The organism is Photobacterium chitinilyticum, from assembly GCF_004104355.1.
Lineage (GTDB): Bacteria > Pseudomonadota > Gammaproteobacteria > Enterobacterales > Vibrionaceae > Photobacterium > Photobacterium chitinilyticum.
This window is the reverse complement of record NZ_RJLM01000017.1, coordinates 11,925-36,753: the sequence shown is the minus strand read 5'-3', so window position 1 is coordinate 36,753 and position 24,829 is coordinate 11,925. Positions and strand designations below refer to the sequence as shown.

Annotated in this window: 23 protein-coding genes; 10 read left to right on the top strand and 13 right to left on the bottom strand. The window is 51.4% G+C overall.

Translation table 11 applies throughout. From position 1 onward, the window contains the following. Positions 1-6: 6 nt before the first annotated feature. The 6 genes from EDI28_RS22995 (at position 7) to EDI28_RS22970 (ending at position 6,128) form a co-directional block, all read left to right on the top strand. Positions 7-429 carry a F0F1 ATP synthase subunit epsilon gene (locus EDI28_RS22995; protein ID WP_128786222.1) on the top strand — a complete coding sequence of 141 codons (423 nt, stop codon included), beginning with the start codon at positions 7-9 and terminating at the stop codon, positions 427-429. Between the two features lie 248 nt (positions 430-677). Next, positions 678-2,039 carry a bifunctional UDP-N-acetylglucosamine diphosphorylase/glucosamine-1-phosphate N-acetyltransferase GlmU gene (glmU, locus tag EDI28_RS22990; RefSeq protein WP_128786221.1) on the top strand — a complete coding sequence of 454 codons (1,362 nt, stop codon included), beginning with the start codon at positions 678-680 and terminating at the stop codon, positions 2,037-2,039. Between the two features lie 180 nt (positions 2,040-2,219). Further along, a complete protein-coding gene (locus EDI28_RS22985) occupies positions 2,220-2,987 on the top strand; it encodes a DeoR/GlpR family DNA-binding transcription regulator (protein ID WP_128786220.1) in 768 nt (255 codons plus the stop codon). 21 nt (positions 2,988-3,008) lie between these two features. After that, positions 3,009-4,844, top strand: a complete 1,836-nt coding sequence (glmS, locus tag EDI28_RS22980; RefSeq protein ID WP_128786219.1) for a glutamine--fructose-6-phosphate transaminase (isomerizing) — start codon at positions 3,009-3,011, stop codon at positions 4,842-4,844. A gap of 296 nt (positions 4,845-5,140) precedes the next feature. Next, entirely contained in the window at positions 5,141-5,518 is a 378-nt protein-coding gene (locus tag EDI28_RS22975) for a helix-turn-helix transcriptional regulator (RefSeq protein ID WP_128786218.1), read from the top strand. Positions 5,519-5,768: 250 nt separating this feature from the next. Continuing rightward, a complete protein-coding gene (locus EDI28_RS22970) occupies positions 5,769-6,128 on the top strand; it encodes a helix-turn-helix transcriptional regulator (protein WP_128786217.1) in 360 nt (119 codons plus the stop codon). Positions 6,129-6,217: 89 nt separating this feature from the next. Here the strand turns inward: EDI28_RS22970 and ilvA are convergent, their stop codons facing one another. Genes ilvA through ilvG form a run of 5 tightly spaced genes read right to left on the bottom strand, consistent with a single transcriptional unit; the run spans position 6,218 to position 12,535 of the window. Next, on the bottom strand, positions 6,218-7,771 hold the full coding sequence (gene ilvA, locus EDI28_RS22965; RefSeq protein ID WP_128786216.1) for a threonine ammonia-lyase, biosynthetic: 1,554 nt from the start codon (positions 7,769-7,771) through the stop codon (positions 6,218-6,220). A gap of 4 nt (positions 7,772-7,775) precedes the next feature. Beyond that, a complete protein-coding gene (gene ilvD / locus EDI28_RS22960) occupies positions 7,776-9,617 on the bottom strand; it encodes a dihydroxy-acid dehydratase (RefSeq protein WP_128786215.1) in 1,842 nt (613 codons plus the stop codon). Between the two features lie 60 nt (positions 9,618-9,677). After that, positions 9,678-10,619, bottom strand: a complete 942-nt coding sequence (ilvE, locus tag EDI28_RS22955; RefSeq protein ID WP_128786214.1) for a branched-chain-amino-acid transaminase — start codon at positions 10,617-10,619, stop codon at positions 9,678-9,680. 21 nt (positions 10,620-10,640) lie between these two features. Continuing rightward, positions 10,641-10,889: an acetolactate synthase 2 small subunit gene (gene ilvM / locus EDI28_RS22950; protein ID WP_128786213.1), complete on the bottom strand. Its 249-nt coding sequence runs from the start codon at positions 10,887-10,889 to the stop codon at positions 10,641-10,643. Continuing rightward, positions 10,889-12,535 (bottom strand): acetolactate synthase 2 catalytic subunit, encoded by a 1,647-nt coding sequence (gene ilvG / locus EDI28_RS22945; protein ID WP_128786212.1) that lies wholly within the window; start codon positions 12,533-12,535, stop codon positions 10,889-10,891. The genes ilvM and ilvG overlap by 1 nt, the downstream gene beginning before the upstream one ends. Positions 12,536-12,950: 415 nt before the next feature. Here ilvG and EDI28_RS22940 point away from each other — a divergent pair, with 415 nt between their 5' ends. After that, positions 12,951-14,483: a YifB family Mg chelatase-like AAA ATPase gene (locus EDI28_RS22940; RefSeq protein ID WP_128786211.1), complete on the top strand. Its 1,533-nt coding sequence runs from the start codon at positions 12,951-12,953 to the stop codon at positions 14,481-14,483. Positions 14,484-14,533: 50 nt separating this feature from the next. Here EDI28_RS22940 and EDI28_RS22935 read toward each other — a convergent pair whose 3' ends face one another. From EDI28_RS22935 to EDI28_RS22910, 6 genes are all read right to left on the bottom strand, one after another. Then, the gene (locus EDI28_RS22935) at positions 14,534-14,998 is read right to left on the bottom strand and encodes a 2-thiouracil desulfurase family protein (RefSeq protein WP_128786210.1); all 465 of its coding nucleotides are present in this window, start codon (positions 14,996-14,998) and stop codon (positions 14,534-14,536) included. 63 nt (positions 14,999-15,061) lie between these two features. Beyond that, entirely contained in the window at positions 15,062-15,664 is a 603-nt protein-coding gene (locus EDI28_RS22930; RefSeq protein WP_128786209.1) for a DsbA family protein, read from the bottom strand. Between the two features lie 70 nt (positions 15,665-15,734). Beyond that, a complete protein-coding gene (locus EDI28_RS22925; RefSeq protein ID WP_128786261.1) occupies positions 15,735-16,724 on the bottom strand; it encodes a serine/threonine protein kinase in 990 nt (329 codons plus the stop codon). A gap of 156 nt (positions 16,725-16,880) precedes the next feature. Continuing rightward, on the bottom strand, positions 16,881-18,311 hold the full coding sequence (gene ccoG / locus EDI28_RS22920) for a cytochrome c oxidase accessory protein CcoG (RefSeq protein ID WP_128786208.1): 1,431 nt from the start codon (positions 18,309-18,311) through the stop codon (positions 16,881-16,883). Positions 18,312-18,565: 254 nt separating this feature from the next. Next, complete coding sequence (locus tag EDI28_RS22915) at positions 18,566-18,832, bottom strand: YihD family protein (protein ID WP_128786207.1); 267 nt, start codon at positions 18,830-18,832, stop codon at positions 18,566-18,568. Between the two features lie 169 nt (positions 18,833-19,001). Beyond that, complete coding sequence (locus EDI28_RS22910; RefSeq protein ID WP_128786206.1) at positions 19,002-19,184, bottom strand: hypothetical protein; 183 nt, start codon at positions 19,182-19,184, stop codon at positions 19,002-19,004. A 320-nt stretch (positions 19,185-19,504) separates the two neighbouring features. On the opposite strand from EDI28_RS22910, the gene EDI28_RS22905 reads away from it, so the two are divergent. From EDI28_RS22905 to trhA, 3 genes are all read left to right on the top strand, one after another. Beyond that, positions 19,505-20,182, top strand: a complete 678-nt coding sequence (locus EDI28_RS22905) for a FadR/GntR family transcriptional regulator (protein ID WP_128786205.1) — start codon at positions 19,505-19,507, stop codon at positions 20,180-20,182. 138 nt (positions 20,183-20,320) lie between these two features. Beyond that, a complete protein-coding gene (locus EDI28_RS22900; RefSeq protein WP_128786204.1) occupies positions 20,321-21,109 on the top strand; it encodes a sporulation protein in 789 nt (262 codons plus the stop codon). Between the two features lie 128 nt (positions 21,110-21,237). Beyond that, on the top strand, positions 21,238-21,897 hold the full coding sequence (gene trhA / locus EDI28_RS22895; RefSeq protein WP_128786203.1) for a PAQR family membrane homeostasis protein TrhA: 660 nt from the start codon (positions 21,238-21,240) through the stop codon (positions 21,895-21,897). Between the two features lie 69 nt (positions 21,898-21,966). Here trhA and EDI28_RS22890 read toward each other — a convergent pair whose 3' ends face one another. Both EDI28_RS22890 and trkA read right to left on the bottom strand, forming a co-directional pair. Continuing rightward, the gene (locus EDI28_RS22890) at positions 21,967-23,412 is read right to left on the bottom strand and encodes a TrkH family potassium uptake protein (protein WP_128786202.1); all 1,446 of its coding nucleotides are present in this window, start codon (positions 23,410-23,412) and stop codon (positions 21,967-21,969) included. Positions 23,413-23,418: 6 nt separating this feature from the next. Further along, entirely contained in the window at positions 23,419-24,795 is a 1,377-nt protein-coding gene (gene trkA / locus EDI28_RS22885) for a Trk system potassium transporter TrkA (RefSeq protein ID WP_128786201.1), read from the bottom strand. Positions 24,796-24,829 lie beyond the last annotated feature (34 nt).

The window sequence follows — 24,829 nt, the reverse complement described above, 5'->3', positions numbered from 1 at the left end:
GGCGACATGGCAGCGATAACCTTCCATCTGGATGTAGTAAGCGCAGAGAAAAAAATGTTCTCTGGCCGAGCTGAAAACATTCAGGTGACCGGTAGCGAAGGTGAACTGGGTATTCACGCAGGACACGCACCGCTGCTGACCGCTATTACGCCGGGTATGGTTCGAATCACTAAACAGCATGGCGAGGAAGAAGTTATTTATCTTTCTGGTGGTATGCTGGAAGTTCAGCCAAGTGCAGTGACTGTACTGGCCGACACTGCAATCCGTGGTGAAGATTTGGATGCTGCAAAGGCGGAAGAGGCGAAACGTCAGGCTGAGGAGCATATCCAAAATCAGCATGGCGATATCGACTTTGCTCAAGCGGCCAGTGACCTGGCTAAAGCAATCGCTCAGCTACGAGTTATCGAGCTGACGCGAAAAGCGCGTTAATCAGGCGCATGACGCAAAAAGGCGACCCTCGGGTCGCTTTTTTTATATCTTGCTGTAATTGATTGGTTGCGTGAATGGCTTGCGGGGCTATCTGCGGGGGAAAGTTATGCGGTTGGGCATGGGCCTGCCGTGGTGGAATGGCGTTATTACTCGCAAAAAATACTCTATTTCCCTTAAACCTTCAGAGCCGAACCGATACAATGCAGGCAGTTGATTTTTTATATATCCATCAAGAGGGATAATCTATCATGAGCTTTAGTGCTGTGATCCTGGCTGCGGGCAAAGGAACCCGCATGTACTCCAATTTACCTAAGGTGCTGCATACTCTGGCAGGCAAGCCAATGGCCAAGCATGTGATTGATACCTGCGGTGGGCTGGGCGCGGAGAATATTCACCTGGTCTATGGCCACGGTGGCGACCAGATGAAAGCAGTGCTGGCCGAAGAGCCGGTCAACTGGGTATTGCAGGCGGAGCAGCTGGGTACCGGCCATGCGGTGAACCAGGCCTGCCCGGACCTTGCCGATAACGAGAAGGTACTGATCCTGTACGGCGATGTGCCGCTGATCAGTGCTGATACCCTGACTAACCTTCTTGATGCGCAGCCGGATGGCGGTATTGCGCTGCTTACAGTCGTACTGGACGAGCCGACTGGCTATGGCCGTATCGTTCGCCGTAATGGCCCAGTGGTCGCGATTGTCGAACAGAAAGATGCGACTGAAGAGCAGAAGCTAATCAAGGAGATCAATACCGGGGTTATGGTTGCCAACGGCGGTGATCTGAAGCGCTGGCTGGCTGCGCTAAAAAATGACAACGCCCAAGGTGAATACTACCTGACGGATATTATTGAGATTGCCCATAATGAAGGCCGTGCCGTTGAAGCAGTACACCCGGTGAAGGCCATTGAAGTTGAAGGGGTGAACAACCGCATTCAGCTGGCGAGACTGGAACGGGCCTATCAGGCTATGCAGGCCGAACGTCTGCTTGAGCAGGGCGTGATGCTGCGGGATCCGGCGCGCTTTGATCTGCGCGGTGAACTGCAGTGTGGTACAGACGTTGAGATTGACGTTAACGTGATCATGGAAGGCTCTGTATCGTTGGGCGATAACGTCGTGATTGGTGCAGGCTGCGTGCTAAAAGACTGCGAGATTGATGACAATACCATTATCCGCCCGTACAGCGTTATTGAAGGCGCGACTGTCGGTGAAGAGTGTACTGTCGGTCCGTTTACTCGCCTGCGCCCTGGTGCCGAGCTGGTGGGTGATTCTCACGTGGGTAACTTTGTTGAAATGAAGAAGGCACGTCTGGGTAAAGGCTCCAAGGCCAACCACCTGACGTACCTGGGTGATGCTGACATTGGCGATCGTGTCAATATTGGTGCGGGTACGATTACCTGCAACTACGATGGTGCCAACAAGTTCAAGACCGAAATTGAAGACGATGTCTTCATTGGTTCTGATACCCAGCTGATAGCGCCTGTTAAGGTTGCCAAAGGGGCGACGATTGGTGCCGGCGCGACTATCAACCGTGACATCGGTGAAGGTGAGTTGGTGATCACTCGCGCTCCAGCCCGTACAATTAAAGGCTGGAAACGACCGGTAAAACAAAAGTAACGCCTGTTACTTTTTGATAGGCAAAGGCAGGGGCTCCCCTTGCCTTTTTTATCTCCACCTTATTCTTCCCGCCTCTCGCTTCTTTTTTATAAAAAATTAATTGCACAGTCTTGATCAAGAAAGTTTTGATCTGCTACCATTTCTTTCAAATCGAAACTTTAAAGTGTCAGTTCGTAATTTATGTCGAAGCGAAATACTCAGCAACGCCGTCATGCCATTGTCTCTATGGTCAATGAAAAGGGTGAAGTCAGCGTTGATCAACTGGCTAAGTTTTTTGCCACCTCCGAAGTAACCATCCGTAAAGATCTCGCAGCCTTGGAAAAAAATGGCTTATTGCTACGCCGTTACGGCGGGGCGATTGCGATGCCGTCTGAAATGGTCAGCGAGGTAGAAGAGAATGTTTCGGTTCGTAAGTTAGCGATTGCCAAAGCGGCGGCTGCCCGGATCCGTGACCATAACCGGATCATCATTGATAGCGGTAGCACCACAGCCAGCCTGATTGGTCTGCTGGGCGGTAAGCAAGGGCTAATTGTGATGACCAACTCGCTGAGTGTCGCCAACGCCCTGAATGAATTGGAAGATGAGCCGACATTGCTGATGACGGGCGGAACCTGGGATCCGCATTCAGAAGCGTTTCAGGGCCAAGTTGCGGAATCGGTGCTGCGTTCCTATGACTTTGACCAGTTGTTTATCGGGGCCGACGGCATTGATATTGCACGTGGTACCACGACGTTTAACGAACTGATCGGGCTGAGCCGGGTAATGGCAGAGGTATCCAGGGAGGTCGTTGTGATGGTCGAATCCAGCAAGGTTGGGCGCAAGATCCCCAACCTCGAGTTGCCTTGGAAGAATATCAGTACCTTGATCACCGACGACGGCCTGAGTGACGAGGCGAAACAACAGATTGAACAGCATGGCGTACAGGTGATCTGTACGGTATCAGAATAAAACTTTAAGAGAGATAGAGCTATGTGTGGGATTGTTGGTGCAGTAGCACAGCGTGATGTTGCCGAAATTTTAGTCGAAGGCCTGCGTCGCCTTGAATACCGTGGTTATGACTCTGCGGGTGTGGCGGTCATTGATGGCGACAGTAACCTAACGCGCGTACGTCGCTTGGGAAAAGTACAGGAACTGGCCGACGCTGTAGAGAGTTCATCTATTACCGGTGGTACCGGTATTGCGCATACGCGTTGGGCGACTCATGGTGAGCCGTCTGAAGTTAATGCCCACCCGCATATGTCTGGTGACAATATTGCATTGGTACACAATGGTATTATTGAAAACCACGAAGAGCTACGAGAGCTGCTGACTGGACGTGGCTACGCTTTTGTCTCGCAGACCGATACCGAAGTGATTGCTCACTTGGTGGAGTGGGAGCTACGTACGGCGGCAACACTGCTGGAAGCGGTACAGAAAACAGCCGCTCAGCTGGAAGGCGCTTACGGTACGGTCGTGATGGATCGCCGCGATCCTGAACGTGTTGTGGTTGCGCGCTCTGGTAGCCCGCTGGTAATTGGCCTGGGTGTCGGCGAGAACTTCCTGGCTTCCGATCAGCTAGCTTTGCTGAATGTAACCCGCCGTTTTATGTTCCTTGAAGAAGGTGATGTTGCTGAAATTACCCGTCGTGAAGTGAACATCTTTGATATCGATGGTCAGCCGGTCGCGCGTGAAATCCACGAGTCAAACCTGCAGCAGGATGCCGCGGACAAAGGGCAGTACCGCCACTACATGCAGAAAGAAATCTATGAGCAGCCTAGTGCGCTAATCAACACCATGGAAGGCCGTATTGGCAGTGACTCTGTGATTGTTGAAAGTATCGGCAATGGTGCAACCGATATTTTGGAAAATGTCGAGCATGTACAGATTGTTGCCTGCGGTACCTCCTACAATGCCGGCATGGTCGCACGTTACTGGTTCGAAGCGATGGCAGGTGTAAGCTGTGATGTCGAGATCGCCTCTGAATTCCGCTACCGCAAGTTTGTGACGCGTCCTAATAGCCTGCTGATCACCCTGTCTCAGTCGGGTGAGACGGCAGACACCCTAGCCGCTCTTCGTCTGGCTAAAGAAAAAGGCTATATGTCGGCAATGACCATCTGTAATGTTGCCGGTTCATCGCTGGTTCGCGAATCAGATCTGGCGTTTATGACCCGTGCCGGTACCGAGATCGGTGTCGCATCGACTAAAGCCTTTACCACCCAGCTGGTTACCTTGCTGATGTTCGTGACCGCGCTGGGCAAGGAAAAAGGTCTGATTGATGCAGCGAAAGAGAAGGAAATTGTTGATTCTCTGCATCAATTACCGACACAAGTGGAAAAAGCATTGGCATTCGACAAGCCGATTGAGCAGTTGGCTGAAGATTTTGCCGATAAGCAGCATGCTTTGTTCCTTGGCCGCGGTGAGTTTTACCCGATTGCGGTGGAAGCGTCCCTGAAGCTGAAAGAAATCTCTTACATTCACGCTGAAGCCTATGCCGCTGGCGAGCTGAAACACGGCCCGTTGGCACTGATTGATGCCGATATGCCGGTTATCGTCGTGGCACCAACCAATGATTTGCTTGAGAAGCTGAAGTCAAATATTGAGGAAGTTCGTGCCCGTGGTGGTTTGCTTTACGTGTTTGCTGATAGCGAAGCGGGCTTTGAAGCTTGTGAAGGAATGAAGATCATCACAATGCCGCGCGTCGATGACATTATTGCTCCTATTTTCTATACCGTTCCGATGCAGCTGCTGTCTTACCATGTTGCATTAATCAAGGGTACCGATGTCGATCAGCCTCGTAACCTGGCGAAGGCTGTTACGGTTGAGTAGTTAAGCTCCAGAGATTCTCAATTATGAGAAAAGGCGCCGACTCCGGCGCCTTTTCTCGTTTTTGAGCAGTGGAGAAGCTACTCTCTAGACATGAATGACGAGTTTTATTGCGAAATAGGAAAAATGTTCAGAGTGGTAACGAACTGCGACTCAAAATAAGAATAATATTAATGGTTGTTTTTTTAATTTATTGATTTTTATTGTTTATTTTTCCATTTGTAGAGTTGGCTTATGTTATGCATCCCTAGGATTGAAAGCTAGGCAGTCTTCATTGAATTTTGTATTGGAGGTTAGACATGACAGATCCCAAAGAGAAAATTGCTGCGCGAATTAAGGAAGCGCGAGAGTGGAAAGGACTTACTCAGGTCCATATGGCGCAGCAGTTGCACGTCGCTCGCCAGACATATCTGGATTTGGAAACCGGCAAGACTGAGCCCAAAGTCAGGTTGTTGTCCGAGATTTCGGAAATCACTGAACGTCCTTTAACCTGGTTTGTTTATGGTGACGAAGGGATAGAAATCTTAGAAAGTGAGTACAAAGAGGAAATAGATCGTTTGTTACAGTATTTTAGCCGTCTTCCCCATTCGGCCAGGAATGTTATTCTTCAGCAAAGTATCAACTTAGCCGGCTTTATGGCGGAGTACACCAGAGCTCTTACTCAGAAAGACAAGTAAGCACCAGCTCAATACGCATTTGATTACTGTACCTAACGTGTGTATGCAATGTTCTACATTGGTGTTTTTAGTTGCCTGCTTTGCTCGACATTGACGGTGTAGGGTCACACTTTAACGAGGTCTGTAGTGAACTTATGCAATTCTGTTAGATAATTTCTCGCTCTTTGACGTTTTTTTCCTGCAATTACAACTTTTTGTCGTTGTCTGAGAGAAAGGTTGGCTGGGGTTATAATTAACAGATGGTGGCTAAATGCAAAGCTCAAAACCACACATTGCGGCGCGAGTTCGAGATGCCAGAGAGTGGAAAGAGATTTCGCAGGTTGCAATGGCTAAGCGCCTTGATATCGCAAGGCAAACCTACCTTGACCTGGAGTCAGGGAAAACCGAGCCGAGGGTGACAACCCTTATGAAGATTGCGGAGATCACCGGGCGACCATTGACCTGGTTTATAGACGAGGAGAAGATCCCGCACTCTGTCGAGCAACACGATCAGAGTCAGCACTTGGTTGAGCTGTTCTCCAAGGTACCGGAGCCTTTGAGGAGTAAACTTATCGCCCATCATATTGGCTTGGTAAGCTGTTATATCGAACATTTGTATTCAGTAAAATAATTACAATTAAAAGGTAAAAAAAAGCAGCCAAAAGGCTGCTATTTGAGTTGTTAGTACGTTGTCGGTAGTACTGTAATCGCACTGTGCTGTTACTGGGCCAGGAAGAATTTATAGGCGGGGTTATCCGTTTCATCCTTCCATTGATAACCCAGTTCACGCAAGTGGCTGGTGAATGACAGCAAGTCTTGCTCTTCCAGTTCAAACCCGCACAGCACACGGCCGTAGTCTGCCCCATGGTTGCGGTAGTTAAACAAACTGATATTCCAGTGCGTGCCGAGTGTGCTCAAAAAGTTCAGCAAGGCCCCGGGGTACTCGGGAAATTCAAAGCTATACAGCCTTTCTTTGAGAGGTTTTGATGGCCGGCCACCAATCATATAACGGACATGGACCTTGGCCATCTCATCGTCAGACAGATCAACCACCGGATAACCGCCCTTACGAAGGTCTTGGATAATTCCTTCCAGCTCTTCCTGCCCCTGCATGAGGCGTACACCGACAAAAACATTTGCCAGTGTGTCGTCGTTGTAGCGGTAGTTAAACTCCGTAACGGCCCGTCCGCCGATGATATGGCAGAAATCCAGAAATGCTCCCGGTCTCTCAGGGATAGTGACTGCCAGTAGCCCTTCCCGCTTTTCACCGAGTTCGCAGCGCTCCGAGACATAGCGCAATCCATGAAAGTTCAGGTTGGCACCCGAAAGGATAGCCGCTAGTTGTTGGTCCTGCAGCTGGTGATCTTCGGCATATTTTTTCAGCCCGGCCAGGGAAAGGGCCCCGGAGGGTTCGGCAATGGCACGTGTATCTTCAAAGATGTCTTTGACTGCAGAGCAGATTTCATCACTGCTGACAGTGATCACATCATCGATATATTGCTGGCATAGACGGAACGTTTCTTCTCCGATCCGCTTTACTGCTACCCCATCGGCGAACATACCCACCTGATCCAGCGTGACTGGCTCACCGGCATCAAGTGCCGCCTTGAGGCAGGCCGAGTCTTCCGCCTCGACACCGATGACCTTGATCTCCGGCAAGAGCTGTTTCAGTAGCACGGAGACGCCAGCCGCCAGGCCGCCCCCTCCGACAGGTACAAATACATAGTTGAGATGGCCATTTTGCTGGACCAGCTCAATTCCGATGGTACCCTGCCCGGCAATGACTGCCGGGTGATCGAACGGAGGAATAAAGGTATAGCCATGCTGATCCGCAAGTTTCTCGGCATGGACTTTGGCTTCGTCAAAGTTACCGCCGTGCAGTACCACGTTGCCGCCAAAGCTTTTTACCGCATCAACCTTGATATCCGGTGTGGTACGCGGCATCACAATAGTGGTACTGACCCCGAGGTGCTTGCCTGACAGAGCCAGACCCTGGGCATGATTGCCGGCCGATGCGGCAATGACGCCGGCCTGGCGCTGCGTGTTGGTCAGCTGGGCCATCATGGTATAGGCACCGCGCAGTTTGAACGAGTGGACCGGCTGGCGGTCTTCCCGTTTCAGCTGGACGCTGTTGCCAAGCCTTGCTGCAAGGCGGTTCATTGTCTGTAACGGAGTGACTTGCGCCACTTCGTAGACCGGTGCCCGGAGAATATTGCGAAGGTAGTCGGCTCCGCTTGGTAGCGCTACATCCTCGGCCTGTTTCACTTCGCTCATTGTATTATCCTTCCAGCTTGGTTTTATCACGGACAGCCCCTTTATCGGCACTGGTGGCAAGCAGTGCATAGGCACGTAATGCGTAAGACACCTCACGGTGGCGATCGGTTGGCAGCCAGCCTTGCTGGTTATTCACATTACGGCGCTGTGCCAGCTCCTGCTCGTCAACATCGAGCTCAATGCTGCGGTTTGGAATGTCGATATCGATGATATCGCCATCTTTAATCAAACCTATGGTCCCGCCACTGGCCGCTTCAGGGGAAACGTGGCCGATAGACAGGCCACTGGTACCGCCAGAAAAGCGACCGTCGGTGATCAGTGCACATTCTTTGCCCAGTCCCATCGACTTAAGGTAAGTCGTCGGATACAGCATCTCCTGCATACCCGGACCGCCTTTAGGGCCTTCATAGCGAATAACCACCACATCGCCTGCTTTCACTTTTCCATTAAGGATCCCTTCAACCGCAGTATCCTGGCTTTCGAACACCACTGCCGGGCCACGGAAGGTTAAACAGCTCTCGTCAACACCGGCGGTTTTAACGATGCATCCATCCAGAGCCATGTTACCGGAGAGTACCGCCAGGCCGCCGTCTTGGCTGAAGGCGTGTTCTTTGCTGCGGATACAGCCATTTTCACGGTCGTCATCGACGCTGTCCCAGCGACAATCTTGCGAGAAAGCCTTGGTGGTACGGATACCGGCAGGGCCTGCACGGTAGAAATCTTTGATTTCTTGTGAATCTGTTACGGCAATATCAAACTGCGGCAAAGATTCAGCAAATGTTTGCCCCAAGACATTATGACAATCGCTATGGAACAGGCCTGCACGATCGAGCTCGCCCAAAATGCCGTAGACGCCACCTGCGCGGTGTACATCTTCCATATGGTATTGCTGGGTAGACGGTGCGACCTTGCACAGGTGCGGAACGCGGCGAGACATGCGATCGATGTCTTCCATGGTGAAATCAATTTCGCCCTCTTGCGCTGATGCAAGCAGGTGCAAAACGGTATTGGTTGAACCGCCCATCGCAATATCAAGGGCCATCGCATTTTCGAAGGCTTTTTTGCTGGCGATATTACGCGGCAGTGCGGTTTCGTCATCGTTCTGGTAGTAGCGCTTGGTCAGATCGACGATACGCTTGCCGGCATTGACGAACAGTTGCTCACGGTCGGCGTGAGTGGCCAGCATCGAACCATTGCCCGGCTGGCTCAAACCGAGGGCTTCGGTTAGGCAGTTCATCGAGTTGGCGGTGAACATACCGGAACATGAGCCACAGGTCGGGCAAGCCGATCGTTCGATTTGCTCGCTTTGCTCGTCGGAGACTGTCGGATCCGCACCCTGGATCATTGCATCTACCAGATCAAGCTTGAGGATCTGATCCGACAGCTTGGTTTTGCCGGCTTCCATCGGGCCGCCCGATACAAAGATCACCGGAATGTTGATCCGCAGGGCGGCCATTAGCATGCCCGGGGTGATTTTGTCACAGTTGGAAATACATACCATGGCATCCGCGCAGTGGGCATTGACCATGTATTCGACTGAATCGGCAATCAGCTCGCGTGACGGCAGGGAATACAGCATTCCGCCGTGGCCCATCGCGATACCGTCATCAACGGCGATAGTATTAAATTCTTTGGCGATACCCCCGGCCTTTTCAATCTCGCCGGCGACCAGCTGCCCCATATCTTTTAAGTGAACATGGCCGGGAACAAATTGGGTAAATGAGTTCACCACTGCGATGATTGGTTTACCGAAATCTTCATCTTTGACACCGGTAGCGCGCCATAATGCGCGGGCTCCGGCCATATTGCGGCCGTGGGTCGTGGTGGCTGAACGGTATTTAGGCATAACTACAAATTCCTTTTTCTAGCTGCCCTGAGGAAGGGCTGGGCAGCTATATGATTTAACTTACTGATCTGCTGATTCTGGGTAAACCGGATCCAACCAGCCCCACTTGTCTTCAGTGGTGCCGTTGAACAGGCCAAAGTAAGCGGCTTGAATATCTTTGGTGATAGGGCCACGCTTGCCTTCACCCACAGTGATTTGGTCGACGCTGCGTACGGGAACAATTTCTGCTGCTGTACCGGTCATGAATATTTCATCAGCGAGGTACAATGCTTCACGGGCAATATTCTCTTCTCTTACTTCATAGCCCATTTCTTTTGCCAGCACCATGATCGAGTCACGGGTGATACCCGGCAGGATTGCGCTGGTTGCTGGTGGGGTGCGTAATATGCCACCTTGAACGACAAAAATATTCTCGCCGGCACCTTCGGACAGGTAGCCATCGACACTGAGTGCGATGCCCTCGGCGTAACCGTGGCGACGCGCTTCGCTGCCGACTAATAATGATGACAGGTAGTTGCCTCCTGCCTTTGCCGCCGTTGGTATGGTGTTGGGGGCCGCGCGGTTCCAGCTGGAAATCATCGCATCGACCCCGTTCTCAAGTGCCTCTTCACCGAGGTACGAGCCCCAAGGGAAAGCCGCGACAATAAGATCCATCTTGGTATCAACGGGTGGACAGACTCCCAAACCGACATTGCCGACATAACCGAGTGGGCGAACGTAAGCCGACTCGAGCTTATTAACACGGATGGTTTCGCGACAGATTTCCATCAGCTCTTCAGAGCTGTACGGGATCGGGAAACGGTAAATCTTGGCGGAGTTTTTCAGGCGATCCATGTGTTCTTTATGGCGGAACACGATCGGGCCTTTAGGGGTGTTGTAGCAACGAATACCTTCAAAAACCGAGGTACCATAGTGCATTGCGTGAGTCAGTACGTGGACATTAGCCTCGCCCCAAGGAACCATGTTGCCATTAAACCAAATGTAATCTGCTGTATTTGCCATTTTGCACTCCTTCCTTATGCACTAATCTTGGTTTTCTAAGATAGTTGTTGTAACCGTACGAATATCCCAAAGTTTTTCAATTTGATTGATCAGGGTGCTGATTGGTCGATCGCTGTCGACAATGATTTCAACGCTGGCAATCTTGCTTTCATGGTTCTGAGTCGCCGTGACTTGTTTAATGATAAAGCCCCGGTGACGAATGACGCGTAGGACGCGCTCTAATAATACTGGCTTATCATCCGCTTTGATGTCGAGTAAATATCTATCCATTACGTATTCTCCAGCATATCTTGGTTGGCGGCACCGGGCGGAACTAAAGGCCATACATTTTCTTCTTCAGAGATCAGAACATGGAGTAGGTAAGCCGTTTTACTCTCTAGCATTTCTTTTAAAGCGGGCTCCACCTCTGCCTTGGTGGTTATGGTTTTCCCCGGAATGCCAAAAGCACTGGCCAAGGTGACAAAATCAGGATTGTCATCCAGGATGGTTTCACTATGGCGACCATCAAAGAACAGCGACTGCCACTGTCTTACCATACCCAGGCGCTGGTTATTGATCAGTACCATTTTTACCGGGATTTGTTTGCGTTTTAGGGTACCAAGCTCCTGGACGTTCATCATGAAAGAGCCATCGCCCGAGATCAGAATTGATTCGTCATCAGGCCGTGCGACTTTGGCACCCATCGCCGCAGGCAGACCAAAGCCCATCGTCCCCAAACCGGCCGAGGTAATATAGTTTTGCGGCTCGCGAGGCTGGATATGCTGTGCTGCCCACATTTGGTGCTGGCCGACATCGGTTGAGGTTATTGCACTGTCGGGCATCATGTCTGAAAGTTGTTTTAGCAGCAGTGGCGCGTAGATGAGATCGCCCGGGTGGTTGTAGCGCCATTTGAAATCAGACCGCAGGCTTTCACTGCGCTGGACCCAGGGAGAGATGTCCTGAGATAGCTCTAACTGCGGCAGGATCACATTAATATCACCGCGCAGCGGTGCGTGAGCATGGCGCAGTTTACCGAATTCGGCGGCATCGATATCCAGATGAATCACTTTGGCGTGCGGGGCAAAGGTATCAAGTTTACCTGTCACCCTATCATCAAAGCGGGCACCGACAACGATCAGCAAATCCGATTCCTGCACCACCAGGTTGGCGGCTTTGGTACCGTGCATGCCGAGCATCCCCAGGTAATGCGGGTCATGGCGTTCTATCGTGCCGAGCCCCTTTAGGGTGCTCACCGAAGGCATCGGGTTTATTTGCAAAAAGGTACGAACGGTCTGGGTTGCCTTGGCCAGCTGAACGCCCCCGCCAACATAGAGAACAGGGCGCTGGCTTTCAGACAAAATGCGCTGGGCAACTACGACTGAATCAGCCGCTGCCACCGGTATGGCCGGTAGTTCAATGAACGGCAGCGTATCGACCGGAGACTGGGCGAGCTGGACATCTTTGGCAATATCTACAATAACCGGACCGGGGCGGCCGCTCTTGGCGACTTCGAATGCCTCTGCCAGCGTCGGGGCAAGATCATGGATATCAGTGACGAGGTAGCTGTGCTTGGTACAGGACAATGACATGCCAATGACATCCATTTCCTGGAAAGCATCAGTACCGATGTGCGAGCTGGCAACCTGTCCGGTGATAGCCACCAGCGGGACCGAGTCAAGAAACGCATCAGCGAGGCCTGTGACAAGGTTGGTCGCCCCCGGACCGGAGGTCGCCATGCAGACGGCAACATCCTGGGTGGCTCTGGCCATACCGATCGCCGCCATTGCGGCCCCCTGTTCGTGACGGCAAAGAATATGCTCGACACCGCCATCATAGAGTGCGTCATAGATTGGCATGATAGCGCCGCCCGGATAACCAAACACGGTGGATATCCCCTGTTGCTGCAGCGCTTTAACTACTAACTCTGCTCCTGTCATCGCTGGTTCCCTTTTCCTTGCTTGCATGTTGCTGAAATCTGTTGTGGTGGTTTTTCCAGCATGATTACGTCCAGTGTTTAAAAAAAAGCCCCCGGACCTGTTCGGTGCGGGGGCTTTCTGCGTTTGTTGTGTTTATTGCTACTTTACGCCTGCCAGCCCCTCTCGCGGTGAAATAATCACCACGATGACGTTAATAATGAGTGCGATAGCTTTGGCGTTAAATGGCATCTACTGTCTGTCCAGTTTTATTGTTTATTTGTTGCTCTTCTTAAGTGGTAACACAGACATCTGTCGCATGACAAGTAAAAAGTGAAAATTAATTAGCAACCTTTGTGCATAAATAGGCTATTTGTGAAACGGAATTGCTTATTTTTATTAACGTTAGCGGGTGATCTTTCACCTGGGGAAAGAAATCATGACTCTTGCGATTGTCCATAGCCGGGCCTGTGTCGGCGTCGATGCGCCGCCGGTAACTGTTGAGGTGCATATCAGTAACGGAATGCCAGCACTGACATTGGTCGGATTGCCGGAAACAACCGTCAAGGAGGCCCGAGACCGGGTGCGCAGTGCGATTGTGAACGCCAACTTCGAATTTCCTTCCCGGCGTATTACCGTCAATCTTGCGCCGGCGGATTTACCCAAGGAAGGCGGTCGTTTTGACTTGCCTATTGCGCTTGGTATTTTGGCCGCTTCAGAGCAGATCCCGGCAGATAACCTGCATAATTATGAATTTTTAGGGGAGTTAGCACTCTCTGGCGGGCTACGCCCCGTCAAGGGAACGTTACCTGCAGCTCTGGCTGCGAAGCGGGCTGGCCGTTGCTTGATTGTGCCTGATCGCAATGGCGAACAAGTCGCCCTGGTGGGAAAAGAGATCCATAAATCGGCGCCGGACTTACTGGCTGTTTGTGGCCAGCTGTGTGGTCAGCGCCAGCTTGAACTGCATGTTCGGAGCGAAGAGCAAAGAGTCGTGGAACCACATTCTGCTGGCCGTGACATGCAAGATATCATTGGCCAGCAACAGGGTAAGCGGGCACTCGAGATTGCAGCCGCTGGTGGACATAACCTACTGTTTCTTGGTCCTCCCGGTACCGGCAAGACAATGCTGGCTTCTCGGCTGCGTGACCTGCTGCCGGAGATGACAGTTGATGAGGCACTAGAGACTGCAGCGGTGGCGTCGCTGACCCAGCAGATATTGCATGAGGGTAACTGGCTGAAAAGACCATTCCGAACCCCGCATCACTCAAGTTCGATGGCGGCGCTGGTGGGTGGTGGCTCGGTCCCGCGGCCGGGAGAAATATCTCTGGCCCATAACGGCATTTTGTTTCTGGATGAAATGCCGGAGTTTGAACGCAAGGTTCTGGACTCATTACGCGAGCCGCTCGAGTCGGGAGAGATCGTTATTTCACGCGCCACCAGCAAAACTTGCTTTCCGGCCCGTTTTCAGCTGATTGGCGCGTTGAACCCGAGCCCGACAGGGTATTACGAGGGGAACCAGACCCGAACCAATCCGCAGGCAATTTTGCGCTACCTCGGACGCCTGTCAGGGCCACTGCTTGACCGGTTTGATATGTCGATAGAAATTCCGGCCTTGCCGCGCGGAACCTTGGCGGAAGGCGGTGATCGGGGAGAGCCGACGGCAGATATCAAAGAACGAGTGTGGCAGGCCAGAGAAGAGATGCTGGTACGCTCAGGCAAGGTCAATGCCCTGTTATCAACCCGAGAGCTGGATAGGTACTGCGCGCTTGCCAAGGCGGACGCCGAGTTTCTCGAGACGGCGCTGCATCAGTTGGGGTTATCAATCCGTGCCTACCATCGGATCATCAAGGTAGCCCGGACGATTGCCGACTTGGCCGGACAGAAACAAATTGAACGGGGACATCTGGCCGAGGCGCTGGGCTACCGGGCAATGGATCGGCTGTTGAAGCAGCTGACGGCGCAGGTCGTCTAGTCATTGTCGATATGGGGCTCGCCATGTATGTGGAGCGCGGGGGATTGCACTTAGGCGTCGAGGCTTTCGAGGGCGTATGCCAGCTCGTCAAGTTGATATTCGCTAAACACCCTGATGCCGTTGTCTGTCAGCGCCGCCGCTGTCAGTCCCTGTCCGGTGATCTTGGTACCGTCAAACTGGCCGTTGTAGATAAAGCGGCTACCGCAGGAAGGGCTGTTTTCTTTCATCAGAGCCAGCTTGATGCCGTGCTGCCGGCAAAGCTTAACAGCTGTCTGGGTACCGGCCTGAAAAGCCGCCGTCACATCATTACCTGTGATGGTGGTGACGTTGCCGTCGGCCTGGATTTCGGCTGGTGGACGAGGTGTGGGCAGCCCGCCGCTGACCTCGGGGCAGAGGACGACAAACCGCCCCTGCTTTTTCCATTTATCGAGAAACGGATGGGTGACGAGGTTGTCATTTCCGTCATACCGTACGGCATGACCGTAGAGGCAGGCACTGATCAGGATTTTTTCCATGCTGTCTTCCCTGAAGCCAATAAAAAAGAAGGGCCATAAGCCCTTCTCTTTAAATTTAATAACTTATTTTTTTAGCAGGAAGTTAACCAGCTCGAAGTACTCGTCGATCGTCTTGAGTTTGCCGGTTTGTACCAGGTACTTGTTATTGACGATAACGGCAGGTACACCTGTCAGGCCGCTGTCCTGGAAGGCTTTGTTGGAGCGGTTTACCATGGAGTTAACCGCGAAGCTGTTAAAGGCTCCATCAAAGTCCTCGGCACTGATCCCTTCGTCGATGAAGATCTGGCGTAGCTCTTCGTCGTTACGAGGCGCTTTCTGCATAGTGTGGATACGATTAAACAGTACTGGCACCATTTTGTCTTCGACATTGAGGACAACAGAAGTCGCATAGGCTTTACTCATTGAAGGCCCCATAGCTCCCCCCATGAAAGAGACATGATTTTTCTGTAGTTTTGCACTGTCTGGCAGGGTTTTCTTCAACGCCTGGATGGTTGGTTCAAAGCCTTTGCAGTGTGGGCAGAAAAATGAGAAATACTCAGAGACTACCGAGTTGCTGGATTTCGGTAGATCCAGCACTTTGTAGTAATCACCTTCCGTGAATTTAGCTGCCTGGACAGAGAAAGACAGTAAAGCAACGCTTGCCAGCGCGAGTAGTTTCTTAAACATGGTACGAGGTACTCCCTGATAAAAGGACTGAAATAACCAAGGTTATTGTTCCATTAGTGTTTTTGTATTTTTACCACTGCGGCATCAGCTGCAGGGGTGGTTCATTTAAAGCGGCCAGCTGTTCTTTGAACGCCAGTACCTGCCCTTCCCAGTATTTGTTATCAGCAAACCAGGGGAAAGCGCGAGGGAAGGCCGGATCCTGCCAGCGCTTGGCTAGCCAAGCCATGTAATGCACCATCCTAAGACCGCGCAAAGGCTCAATTAGTTGCAACTCTTTCTGGTTGAAATCTGCAAATTCACTGTATGCTTCCAGTACAGTATCGAGCTGGGCGAGTTGATCGTGGCGTTCGCCGTTGAGCAGCATCCATAAATCCTGTACCGCCGGGCCGTTGCGGGCATCGTCCAGATCGACAAATAACGGACCGTCACGCCAGAGGATGTTACCGGGATGACAGTCGCCGTGTAGACGCAGCGATTGCCAATCATTATGCCAGTGCTGCCCTAGCTCGCGGATAAGCAGGTCGAGGTCGGCAAAGAAGACGGTTTTTAAGTGATCGGGGATAAAGTCGGCCTGCTCCAGGATCTGCCGTGGTTGATGAAGGTACTCATCCAGGCTGATGGTCGGCCGGTGCTGGAAAGGCTGTCGCTGGCCAACTTGATGAATACGTCCGAGATAGCGGCCGACCCATTCCAGCTGGTCAAAATTATCAACTTCGAACTGGCGTCCGCCAAGGCTGGGAAACAGAGCCAGACGATGCTCACCGAAGTGTTGCAAGGTGCGGCCCTCAAAGGCGATTGGTGCCGCGACCGGAATATCCTGTTTAAGCAGTTCATGAGTGAAATCATGCTCTTCCTGGATCTGTTCATTGCTCCAGCGCTGGGGGCGATAGAACTTGGCTACGTAGCGGGCACCGTCTTCGGCGCTGAACTGGTAGACCCGGTTTTCATAGCTGTTAAGGGCAAGCAGTCCTGACTCGGCGCGTACTCCGACACTGTCGAGGGCATCGAGCAGCAGATCGGGAGTCAAATTAGAAAAACTAAAACCATCTTGTTGTGTCATGTGAAACATTCCGCAGCCAGTAATGAGAGCCTGTCAGTATATACCCAAGCTACTTCAAGATGCTCAAATTCTGCACCTTGAGGCCGCTGGGTATAGCATCATAATAAAAAAGGGCCGTTAACGGCCCTTCTTTACATTACTTTGCTTAACTATCGATTAGCGTAGTTCGCCGATAAAGCGGCTTTCTGTCTGAAGCTCTATTTTGTCGTCTCCTTCACCCCTTTCCATGATGAAGATGATATCGGCAATTGGAGACTGCAGTAGATATGGGTCGACGCCCAGACTGACCGGCAGGGTATAGACTTCACCTGCAGCGACAGTCACTTGTTGTCGGCCGTACCATTCAATTTCCTCTATCCCCTCGACGGTTAGACGGTAGATCGCTTGTTGCTGGGTCTTATTAAGGATTTTCAGAGTATAGGTATTCTCGATTAGCCCTTCGGTGTTGACCCTAAATAGCTGGTTACGGTCGCGGATCACATCCAGTCCCATCGGTTGCACCGAGGCAAGCAAGAAGAAAAACAATCCTACCATGGCGATCATCACGGCACCGTAGCCGATGAGCTTCGGCCTCATGATATGGGTACTGTGGCCCTCGAGCTTGTGTTCGGTGGTATAGCTGATCAGGCGCTTTTCATATCCCATGCGAACCATGGTTTCATCACAGGCGTCAACGCAGGCACCGCAGTTAATGCACTCGTATTGCAGCCCGTCGCGGATATCAATGCCGGTAGGACAGACCTGGACACATAAATTGCAGTCGATGCAGTCGCCCAGGCCGAGCTCTTTGGGATCCTTCTTGCGCGAGCGTGGTCCACGGGCTTCGCCGCGTTCCACATCATAGCCGACAATGTAGGTGTCTTTATCAAACATCGCAGACTGAAAGCGGGCATACGGGCACATATGAATACAGACAATCGAGCGCATCCAGCCGGCATTGGCATAGGTACAAACGGTGAAAAACAGTACCCAGAAAACCGCCCAAAAGCTGGCATTGAAGGTAAAAAAGTCAATGACTAGTGTCTTTACCGGGAAGAAATAACCAACGAACGTCAGACCGGTGGCAAGGGCAACCGCCAGCCAGGCGATATGCTTGAGGACTTTTTTGCCCAACAGCTTGCCGGTTGGCTTCATGCTGTCTTGCTTGCGCCTTTTGTTGGCCGATCCTTCGAGCTTTTCTTCAAACCAAATGTAGATAAAGGTCCATACGGTTTGTGGGCAGAAGTAGCCACACCAGACCCGGCCCAGAAAGGTGGTAATAAAAAACAGAGCAAAGGCCGCGATCATAAACAGGGTTGCCAGCAGGGTGAGATCCTGTGGCCACAGTGTGGTACCGAAGAAATTAAATTGCTGTTGGCCAATATCGAGCAAGATTGCCTGGCGATCACCATAGGGGATCCAGGGGATCCCCATAAACAGGATCATCAGCAACCAGCCCATTTTCTGCCGTAGTTTTTGGTAGATACCTTTCACGGCACGGACATAGATTCGATTACCCGGGTTGAAGCGATCGGAAGTGCCCTTGTGGGTTTTGGGGTTGAACTGTTGTGGTGTGACATCCTTTATTTTGATTTTTTCATGACTCATGACATTACTTTCCTTGGATTCCCCCATTTATAAATATAGTTAGGGGGGTGGCAGGTACATAGCCTGACCGATAATGTTGTAATTAACGAACAAATGTTATCAGCTGATTATATTACAGACGATTTTGTTATAACTCTAACAAGGTCATAGTTTGAGTAACAGATACAGATGGGGCACTGGCTGGGTATAACAGAAGGGAGTGTCATGGCCGAGCGTCCTGAGCATGGGGCTCAGCCATCGGGTCGGTACGGATGCTACTTGATGATACCGCGCGCACGTAAAATGGCCGTTTTGAAGTCGTCCTCGCAGTCTTTGGCGATTCCCGGGATCATGGCCTGTTCGTCACTATTGCGCATTTTCAGATGATAGATAAGAACGTCATCGGTCAGCTCTTCCAGCTTGCCTTGGTATTTGGCTTCTTCAGCTAGCTTCAGCAGAAACTCGACTAGGCTGAGGTCTGGATCTTTTTGCCATTCAGGATGCAGTAGTTCAATCAGTTCATTGACGCGATGGGTCTTCATTATTTTCTCCACAAGTTAGGCTGAGTGAATCGTTGCCGATTCTATAATCATTATTTTGTTGTGGGTAAATTAACTCAAACTAGGCAATGATACAAACGTAGGGGGAAAGCATTGGCCGGAAAGAAAAGACAGCCGGGAAGGCCGCCTTTGGTGTCGGTTCAGAGCAAGTTTATGCTGCTTGCTCGTTGTCAGAGCGAACAGCGATAGCTGGCTCTGGCGTTGCTATCGTATGGATCTCGGCAACTTTCTGTGGCGCTTTCTTGGCTTTGAAAGTCGGCGCATGGGAGGTTGCACGTAAACGAGATGGACTACGAGGGGTACTTACATACCTGACGGGAGATGCTGAGCGCATGGTTCACCTATTGTCAGGCGCATCCGTGGCCAAAGTTTAAATGGAATATTTCCGCCGTTATTTTTTGCTGGCAGAACCGATCCTGTGCGGAAATATTGGACTGTCTGAATATTTTCGCCGCGAGAATAGCAGTAAGCTATTGTGAAGTCGAGTAAAAAATAACCAGAGAATAATGCGCTTCAGACCGCATTAGGCGGGTTGAAAACAATAAAATGTTAGTCGAACCGGCAACTGTGAAGATAAGCTGTTTCTCGGCAATCGCTTTATGGTCTAATGCGCGTAGCTGGCAACTATTATAAAAATAGCCTGGGAGGGAATGAATGGAACGGGAACAGCAGCGGTTAGTAACCAACCGCAATTTATCTTATAAACTGGCAGAGTCGATTGGCCAGCGGATCTTACGTGGTGAAACAATACCTGGGGATATTCTTCCTGGAGAAGTTGAATTAGGAGAGATGTACGGCGTGAGCCGAACAGCTGTACGTGAAGCGATTAAAATGTTGGCGGCAAAAGGGATGGTACTCCCTCGTCCTCGTATTGGTACTCGGGTTTTGCCGAAGCGAAACTGGAACTATCTCGATCAGGACCTGTTAGCCTGGCTGAATTTCGATCAGCATACGGAATTGGTGAATGAGTTTCAGCAGGTACGGATGACTCTGGAGCCCGAAGCGGCAGCTCTGACAGCAATTCATGCCAGTGACGAAGATCGCGATGAACTGCAATCGTTGATGGAAGAAATGTATAAGCTGGGTGAAGCGTTCGATCAGGATAAGTGGATTGAGATCGACACCCGCTATCATCAGTTGATTTATTTTGCCTCTGGCAATCATTTTATTAGCCCATTTGGCAATCTGTTTAAGGCGGTATTTGAAAGCTACTTTAGAATTATTACCCGTGATCGCGTGCTCAAGCTTGATATCCATCAGCGGATTGTCGATGGTATTTTGGCGCGGGATCCCGAAGCTGCTCGGCAAGCAACTATCGAGTTACTGAAATAAACTGTGTGATTTTTTGGAACGGAGCCGAGGCTCCGTTTTTTGTCTCTGTCTTTCTCGCCGCTATCTCTTGCAGCAAAATGCCATTCGCTGCACTATAAACCAGTTTCATAGCTTGGTTCATGGATTAAAGGAGTCGTTATGTCTTTGTTTCGGAAAAGTCTTGCTAGCCTTGGGATCGGGGCGGCGAAAGTCGATACTATTTTGCAGCGTGATGTCTTGATCCCCGGGGAGGCTCTGCCTGTTTCTATCCATGTCCAAGGAGGGAAAACGGCACAGGCCGTCAGTAATATTCATCTGTTCCTGTGCTGTCGCTATGAGGACGAAGTCGCATCGAGCCGGGGGGAAAGCCAGCATCGCACAGAAAAAGTCAGCCAGATCTGTACGCTGGCAACGTGGTCACTCCCTGAGGCTTTCACTATTGAGGCTGATGAAGAGCGTTACTTTGATGCCGAGCTGGCACTGCCTTTGAATACCCCTATCACTATCGGTGATGCCAAGGTATGGCTGGAAACTCATCTTGATATTCCGTTGGCATTTGATCCCAAGGATAAAGATATGCTGACAGTTCGCCCGGATCCGTTGATGGATGGGGTGTTTACTGCACTGGAGCATGCCGGCCTGAGGATCCGTCAGGTAGAATGTGAAGCGGCCGATGGTTTTGCCCTGCCCTTTGTTCAGGAATTTGAGTTTGTCCCGGTATCAGGCCCTTATCATGGACGCTGGCGGGAGCTAGAAGTTGTAGCCTACCGTGATAGTGACGGTCTGAAACTATGGTTTGAGGTCGATCGGCGCCTTAACGGTCTATCCGGAATGCTATCTGGTTTCCTCGGGCGGGGTGAGCTCAAGCGGCATTGTCATATATTGGCGTCGACCTGTCCGCAGCAGGCGGGTGACGAGGTACTAGACTATCTGGATCGGATGACCTGATAGATTTTGCAGAGGCTTCCTTTGATTACATGTTACCTTTAGAATTGAATTTCAGCTTACACTTGTAAGCTAAAGTGTGCCATACTGCTTTTTTATTGAGCATAAACTCTATTTTGGGATGGCGAAACATGGCTAAGAGTATGGAATCAGAGTCTGAATATTCTGTAGCAGAAGAAGTGGCAAACAGTGTTAGCCATGGATTGGGAATGATTTTTGGTATCGTGGGCTTGGTGTTGCTGCTGAACCAGGCCATTGCTGCCAATGCGGATATCTTGAGTATCACCAGCTTGAGTATCTATGGCGGCAGCATGATTTTGTTATATCTTGCGTCGACCCTGTATCACGCGATTCCTTTTGAGCGGGCTAAGCGGGCGCTCAAAACTTTCGATCATTGTGCAATCTACTTGCTGATTGCCGGTACCTATACCCCTTTCCTGCTGATTACGCTTCGGACACCGTTGGCTATCAGCCTGATGGCGGTGATCTGGGGGATTGCCCTTGTAGGCATCGTACTGAAGATCGTCTTCGTATATCGATTCAAGCGCCTGTCGCTGGCGACCTACCTGATCATGGGTTGGTTATCATTGATTGCGGTTTATCAGCTAGCTCTGTCGCTGTCGACGGGCGGGTTGGTATTGTTGGCTGTCGGCGGGATTGTCTATTCGCTTGGGGTCGTCTTTTACGTCAACAAGCGGTTGCCCTATAACCATGCGATTTGGCACTTATTTGTATTGGGCGGAACGGTTTGCCACTTTTTGGCAATCTATTATTATGTCATCCCGGTTTAGGGCTAGACCTAGAGGCTCGATACAAAATAGAAAAAAGAGAGCCAACGGCTCTCTTTTTTGTAGCTGTGATTAGTTACGCCAGAATGCGGGGAAAAAGACAACCAGTACGGTGAGGATCTCCAGCCTTCCCATTAGCATCCCAAAGCTCAGCGTCCACTTGGCCAAATCAGGCAAGGTGGCAAAATTGCCGGTTGGACCGATCACCTCTCCCATGCCCGGACCGACATTGGCGACAGCTGTCACCGCACCGGTAATACTGGTAACGGCATCTAGCCCCATCATTCCGAGGATCGCGGCAACAATCACAATAGTGATGATGAAAGTCAGGGCGAAGGCAACGACCGAGCGAACAATACCATCGGTTACCGGGCGGCCGTTATAGCGCTGGATAAAGACACCTGACGGGTGGATCAGCTGCATCATCTGTTTGCGAAGCAAGGCAAATGCGACCTGGAAACGAAAGATCTTTACCCCGCCGGCCGTTGAACCGGAGCAGCCGCCGACCAGCATGATGAAGGCAAAAATGATGGTCGGAAACGGTCCCCAGGCCGTAAAGTCTTCCAGCCCGAAACCGGTGGTAGTTACCACCGAGATAATATTGAACAGCGAGACTCTGAAGGCATCAATGAAGCGGTAGTCCAGCTGCAAGGTTAACCACAGGGCCACGGCCAGCCCGGCAGAGAACACCAGCAGGGTGAATCCTCGAACCTGGGCATCATTAAACAATGCGGTCGGTTCTTTTTTTCGCAACGCCTGGACGAACAGCAAAAACGGCAGGCCGCCGGCAAACATGAATACAATGGCTACCCAGTGGGCACTATTGGAAAAGTGGTTCATTGAGCCGTCAGAAGTGGAATAGCCGCCGGTCGACAGGGTCGTAAAAGCGTGATTGATGGCATCAAAGGTATTCATGCCGGTTAGCTGATAGCCGATCACACACAGTCCGGTCAGGGTCAGATAGACATTGACAATGTTCTTGGCCACGCTTTTGGTTCGCGGTGAACTTTTTTCTGACCAGTCGGAAGATTCGGTCTGGAACAGCCGCATACCACCGACATTCAGCATTGGCAAGATTGCTACTCCCATCACGATAAACCCGATCCCGCCGAGCCATTGTAGGGTGGAACGCCACAGCAGAATACTCGGTGCCATAGTATCCAGTCCGCTGAGAACGGTGGAGCCGGTGGTGGTGATCCCCGACATGGTTTCGAAGTAGGCGTCTGTAAAGCTGATGTGGTTGATAAACACAAACGGCAGTGCGGCAAAGGCACTGGCGATTGTCCATACAAAGGTTGTGATCAGGAACATTTCCCGGACCCCCAGCTTGAACTCGGTCGTTCGACCAAATGTCAGGCATAGGAAGGCCACCGAGTGGGTGATCAGCACGGCGGTGGCAAAATCAATGAAGCCCCCGGTTCCGGTGAAGAAAGCCACTAGAGTGGGAACGTACATGAATAGGGCGATCTTGGATAAGACCAGCCCTATAACAAATAAAATGGGACGGTAATTGACCATAATTTTTTACAGGAAGAACGGGCTAGGTTGGAACAGGCGTTCTACGTCTGGGATGTATTTCTTGTCGACCAGGAACATCACCACGTGATCATCTTGTTCGATTACGGTTCGGTCGTGGGCTATTAGTACTTCATCGCCACGTACCACTGCGCCAATGGTCGTACCCGGCGGCAGCTTGATATCACCAATTGCCTTGCCGACCACTTTCGAGGTGCCTGAGTCACCGTGGGCAATTGCCTCGATGGCCTCTGCGGCTCCGCGGCGCAGTGAGGATACGTTGACGATATCAGCTTTGCGCACATGGGTCAGGAGTGCTGAGATGGTGGCCTGCTGCGGAGAAATCGCAATATCGATGGTTCCGCTTTGTACCAAATCGACATAGGCGCCGCGCTGGATAAGTACCATGACCTTCTTGGCACCCATCCGCTTGGCCAGCATCGCCGACATAATATTGGCTTCATCGTCATTGGTGACGGCAATGAATACGTCGATTTGCTCGATATGCTCTTCGCTAAGCAGCTCCTGATCAGAAGCATCCCCACAGAAGACGATGGTATTTTCCAGCATTTCCGATAGGTTTTCTGCCCGCTCAGGATTGCGTTCTATTAGCTTCACGCTGTAGTTCTGTTCAAGGCGGCGCGCCAGACCGGCCCCGATGTTCCCCCCGCCGACAATCATCAATCGTTTGTAGGGTTTTTCCAGTCGCTGGAGCTCACTCATTACCGAGCGGATATGATTGCTGGCCGCAACAAAAAAGACCTCGTCATCGGCTTCGATAATGGTGGTACCACGCGGGCGGATTGGCCGCCCTTGGCGGAAAATCGCTGCCACCCGGGTATCGACATGTGGCATATGCTCGCGCAGGGCAGATAGGGCATTACCGACCAGCGGGCCGCCATAGTAGGCTTTTACCGCCACTAGACCGACTTTGTCTTCGGCAAACCCGACGACCTGCAAGGCACCCGGATATTCGATCAGGCGTTCGATATAGCCGGTTACCAGTTCTTCCGGTGCGATCAGGTGATCGACGGGAACGGCATCGGACTGGAAGAGCTGTTCTTTTTCTTTCAGGTATTCTGGTGAGCGGATACGCGCGACCCGGTTCGGGGTGTTGAACAGGGTGAAGGCAATTTGACAGGCAATCATGTTGGTTTCGTCAGAGTTGGTAACCGAAACCAGCATATCTGCATCCTGCGCACCGGCCTCCCGCAATGTACGGGGATGGCTGGCAAAACCTTGTACCACTCGCAGATCGTATTTGTCCTGCAGCTCGCGAAGACGCTCGGGATCTTTGTCGACGATGGTGATGTCGTTGTTCTCGCCGACCAGGTTTTCAGCCAGTGTGCCACCGACCTGACCTGCGCCAAGGATGATTATTTTCATAGCATATGCCTGATTGTTCTTTTCTGCCTAAGGG

Coding starts and splice junctions, on each gene's coding strand:
- EDI28_RS22995 (WP_128786222.1), top strand. CDS start 7: ATGGCAGCGATAACCTTCCATCTGGATGTAGTAAGCGCAGAGAAAAAA.
- glmU (WP_128786221.1), top strand. CDS start 678: ATGAGCTTTAGTGCTGTGATCCTGGCTGCGGGCAAAGGAACCCGCATG.
- EDI28_RS22985 (WP_128786220.1), top strand. CDS start 2,220: ATGTCGAAGCGAAATACTCAGCAACGCCGTCATGCCATTGTCTCTATG.
- glmS (WP_128786219.1), top strand. CDS start 3,009: ATGTGTGGGATTGTTGGTGCAGTAGCACAGCGTGATGTTGCCGAAATT.
- EDI28_RS22975 (WP_128786218.1), top strand. CDS start 5,141: ATGACAGATCCCAAAGAGAAAATTGCTGCGCGAATTAAGGAAGCGCGA.
- EDI28_RS22970 (WP_128786217.1), top strand. CDS start 5,769: ATGCAAAGCTCAAAACCACACATTGCGGCGCGAGTTCGAGATGCCAGA.
- ilvA (WP_128786216.1), bottom strand. CDS start 7,771: ATGAGCGAAGTGAAACAGGCCGAGGATGTAGCGCTACCAAGCGGAGCC.
- ilvD (WP_128786215.1), bottom strand. CDS start 9,617: ATGCCTAAATACCGTTCAGCCACCACGACCCACGGCCGCAATATGGCC.
- ilvE (WP_128786214.1), bottom strand. CDS start 10,619: ATGGCAAATACAGCAGATTACATTTGGTTTAATGGCAACATGGTTCCT.
- ilvM (WP_128786213.1), bottom strand. CDS start 10,889: ATGGATAGATATTTACTCGACATCAAAGCGGATGATAAGCCAGTATTA.
- ilvG (WP_128786212.1), bottom strand. CDS start 12,535: ATGACAGGAGCAGAGTTAGTAGTTAAAGCGCTGCAGCAACAGGGGATA.
- EDI28_RS22940 (WP_128786211.1), top strand. CDS start 12,951: ATGACTCTTGCGATTGTCCATAGCCGGGCCTGTGTCGGCGTCGATGCG.
- EDI28_RS22935 (WP_128786210.1), bottom strand. CDS start 14,998: ATGGAAAAAATCCTGATCAGTGCCTGCCTCTACGGTCATGCCGTACGG.
- EDI28_RS22930 (WP_128786209.1), bottom strand. CDS start 15,664: ATGTTTAAGAAACTACTCGCGCTGGCAAGCGTTGCTTTACTGTCTTTC.
- EDI28_RS22925 (WP_128786261.1), bottom strand. CDS start 16,724: ATGACACAACAAGATGGTTTTAGTTTTTCTAATTTGACTCCCGATCTG.
- ccoG (WP_128786208.1), bottom strand. CDS start 18,311: ATGAGTCATGAAAAAATCAAAATAAAGGATGTCACACCACAACAGTTC.
- EDI28_RS22915 (WP_128786207.1), bottom strand. CDS start 18,832: ATGAAGACCCATCGCGTCAATGAACTGATTGAACTACTGCATCCTGAA.
- EDI28_RS22910 (WP_128786206.1), bottom strand. CDS start 19,184: ATGCGCTCAGCATCTCCCGTCAGGTATGTAAGTACCCCTCGTAGTCCA.
- EDI28_RS22905 (WP_128786205.1), top strand. CDS start 19,505: ATGGAACGGGAACAGCAGCGGTTAGTAACCAACCGCAATTTATCTTAT.
- EDI28_RS22900 (WP_128786204.1), top strand. CDS start 20,321: ATGTCTTTGTTTCGGAAAAGTCTTGCTAGCCTTGGGATCGGGGCGGCG.
- trhA (WP_128786203.1), top strand. CDS start 21,238: ATGGCTAAGAGTATGGAATCAGAGTCTGAATATTCTGTAGCAGAAGAA.
- EDI28_RS22890 (WP_128786202.1), bottom strand. CDS start 23,412: ATGGTCAATTACCGTCCCATTTTATTTGTTATAGGGCTGGTCTTATCC.
- trkA (WP_128786201.1), bottom strand. CDS start 24,795: ATGAAAATAATCATCCTTGGCGCAGGTCAGGTCGGTGGCACACTGGCT.